We start from the raw sequence: 3,270 nt of genomic DNA, 5'->3' as shown, positions 1-3,270 counted from the left end.
TGGTTGCGGGAGCAGGATTTGAACCTGCGACCTTCAGGTTATGAGCCTGACGAGCTACCGGGCTGCTCCATCCCGCGCCACCAACTGAGCCCTTTTGGGGGCTGAGCCCTAGAGGGCCGAAAACCGCCCGCGGCATATTGCCGGGGGCGGTTGTTCGACGATCATGAATGGGTTTTTCCATATGCACCGGCTTCAATGCCTGGCGACGCCCTACTCTTCCAACGCTTAAGCGGTAGTACCATCGGCGCAGTCAGGTTTCACGGCCGAGTTCGAGATGGGATCGGGTGGGGCACTGACGCTATGGCCACCAAGCAATGAAGCAGGTGCATATGGTTTTTAATCGATGCGGTTATACATTCAGATTTTGAAGACGATTATACTTGGCGAATATCCGGCTTAATCATCCTTACACCAATGTTGTCATTGATGGTGGAACTCTCAAGCGCGAACAGAGTGATTAGGACCGGTTAGCTCCATGCATTACTGCACTTCCACACCCGGCCTATCAACGTGGTGGTCTTCCACGACTCGATGATAACTTATCTTGAGGGAGGCTTCCCGCTTAGATGCTTTCAGCGGTTATCCCGTCCATACATAGCTACCCTGCTGCACTCCTGGCGGAATGACAGGTACACCAGAGGTATGTTCAACCCGGTCCTCTCGTACTAGGGTCAACTCCTCTCAATTATCGACGCCCACGGCAGATAGGGACCAAACTGTCTCGCGACGTTCTGAACCCAGCTCACGTACCACTTTAATTGGCGAACAGCCAAACCCTTGGGACCTGCTCCAGCCCCAGGATGTGATGAGCCGACATCGAGGTGCCAAACGATTCCGTCGATATGAGCTCTTGGGAATCATCAGCCTGTTATCCCCGGCGTACCTTTTATCCGTTGAGCGATGGCCCTTCCACGAGGGACCACCGGATCACTATGACCGACTTTCGTCTCTGCTCGACTCGTCAGTCTCGCAGTCAGGCGAGCTTATGCCATTGCACTCTAACAGACGGTTTCCAACCGTCCTGAGCTCACCATCGCGCGCCTCCGTTACTCTTTAGGAGGCGACCGCCCCAGTCAAACTACCCGCCACAGAGGGTCCCTGCACCGGATAACGGTGCGAGGTTAGACATCAGAAAACAACAGGGTGGTATTTCACCTATGGCTCCACGACAGCTGGCGCCGTCGCTTCAAAGCCTCCCACCTATGCTACACAGTTCTTTCCTAATGCCACTCTGAAGCTGCAGTAAAGGTGCACGGGGTCTTTCCGTCTAACCGCGGGTACTCCGCATCTTCACGGAGAATTCAATTTCGCTGAGCATGTACTGGAGACAGTGGGGAAGTCGTTACGCCATTCGTGCAGGTCGGAACTTACCCGACAAGGAATTTCGCTACCTTAGGACCGTTATAGTTACGGCCGCCGTTTACTGGGGCTTCAATTCAGAGCTTGCACTCCTCCTCTTAACCTTCCAGCACCGGGCAGGCGTCAGGCCCTATACGTCGTCTTGAAGCCGACTTAGCAGAGCCCTGTGTTTTTGCTAAACAGTCGCTACCCCCTGGCTTGTGCCCCCTACACACGGTTGCCCGCATGTAGGGCCTCCTTCTCCCGAAGTTACGGAGGTAATTTGCCGAGTTCCTTCAGTACACTTCTCTCAAGCGCCTTGGTATACTCTACCATCCCACCTGTGTCGGTTTAGGGTACGGTCTATACGGAGGGGCTATTTCCTGGGACAACTTCGAAGCCAGACCAATCCAATAAGGCCTGACAACTTACGCCATCCGTCACACACCTCCAGGCCCACGAATATTAACGTGGTTCCCATCGACTACCCCCTTCGGGCTCGTCTTAGGGGCCGGCTTACCCTGCTCAGATTAGCTTTAAGCAGGAACCCTTGGGATTTCGGCGAGAGGGCATCTCACCCTCTTTATCGCTACTCATGTCAGCATTCGCACTTCCGATACCTCCACGGTCGGTTACCCTCCCGCTTCATCGGCCTACGGAACGCTCCGCTACCGCTTGGATCAAAAGATCCAAACCCTAAGCTTCGGTACGTATCTTGAGCCCCGTTACATTTTCGCCGCAGGATCTCTTATTTAGACCAGTGAGCTGTTACGCTTTCTTTAAAGGATGGCTGCTTCTAAGCCAACCTCCTGGTTGTTTTGGAAATCCCACATGCTTTCCCACTTAGATACGATTTGGGGACCTTAGCTGTAGGTTAGGGCTGTTTCCCTTTTGACGACGGACCTTAGCACCCGCCGTCTGTCTGCCGGACTAACTCTGTGGTATTCGGAGTTTGGTTAGGTTTGGTAGATCTCGCGACCCCCTAGCCCATCCAGTGCTCTACCCCCACAGGTAAACATCCGACGCACTACCTAAATAGTTTTCGCGGAGAACCAGCTATTTCCCGGCTTGATTGGCCTTTCACCCCTAAACACAACTCATCCGACAATTTTTCAACATTGAACGGTTCGGCCCTCCAGTGCGTGTTACCGCACCTTCAGCCTGGTCATGCCTAGATCGCCGGGTTTCGGGTCTAATCCATCAAACTCAGTCGCCCTATTCAGACTCGCTTTCGCTGCGCCTACACCTAACGGCTTAAGCTTGCTTGATAGATTAAGTCACTGACCCATTATACAAGAGGTACGCTGTCAGGCCTCAAGGACCCTCCAACTGATTGTAAGCATTCGGTTTCAGGTACTGTTTCACTCCCCTCATCGGGGTGCTTTTCACCTTTCCCTCACGGTACTTGTTCGCTATCGGTCATGTACGAGTATTTAGGCTTGGAGGGTGGTCCCCCCATGTTCAGACAGGATTTCACGTGTCCCGCCCTACTCGAGTCCTGATGTTTCATTTTCGCATACGGGGCTGTCACCCGCTATGGCCAAACTTTCCAGAATGTTCTGCTAATTAAACACCAGGCACTGGCCTGGTCCGCGTTCGCTCGCCACTACTAACGGAATCTCGGTTGATGTCTTTTCCTCCGGGTACTGAGATGTTTCAGTTCTCCGGGTTCGCTTCACGAAACCTATGTATTCAGTCTCGCAATACCTTTGCCCAATTACCCAGCCCGTGATTGCTCACGGGCGAGATAATCGGGATAGGTGGGTTTCCCCATTCGGAAATCGCGGGATCAAAGCTTGCTCACAGCTCCCCCACGCTTATCGCAGCGTGCCACGTCCTTCATCGCCTGTACATGCCAAGGCATCCACCAAATGCTCTTACCTCACGCTTGAGAGTCCACACCACCAATGACAACATTGGTCGATCGCTTGA

At 53.4% G+C, this 3,270-nt stretch carries 1 tRNA gene and 2 rRNA genes; all 3 read right to left on the bottom strand.

The window, feature by feature from the left end:
* The 3 genes from QUA01_RS27080 to QUA01_RS27070 all read right to left on the bottom strand — a co-directional run bounded on the left by QUA01_RS27080 (nucleotide 1) and on the right by QUA01_RS27070 (nucleotide 3,229).
* Nucleotides 1-77, bottom strand: a tRNA-Met gene (locus tag QUA01_RS27080).
* Between the two features lie 120 nt (nucleotides 78-197).
* Nucleotides 198-312, bottom strand: a 5S ribosomal RNA gene (gene rrf / locus QUA01_RS27075).
* A gap of 125 nt (nucleotides 313-437) precedes the next feature.
* A 23S ribosomal RNA gene (locus QUA01_RS27070) occupies nucleotides 438-3,229 on the bottom strand.
* Between the last annotated feature and the right edge of the window lie 41 nt (nucleotides 3,230-3,270).

Origin of the sequence: Microcoleus sp. S36a_B3, from assembly GCF_036700745.1 — a bacterium.
Lineage (GTDB): Bacteria > Cyanobacteriota > Cyanobacteriia > Cyanobacteriales > Microcoleaceae > Microcoleus.
The sequence above is the reverse complement of the archived record's forward strand: the minus strand, read 5'-3'. Positions and strand labels throughout refer to the sequence as shown.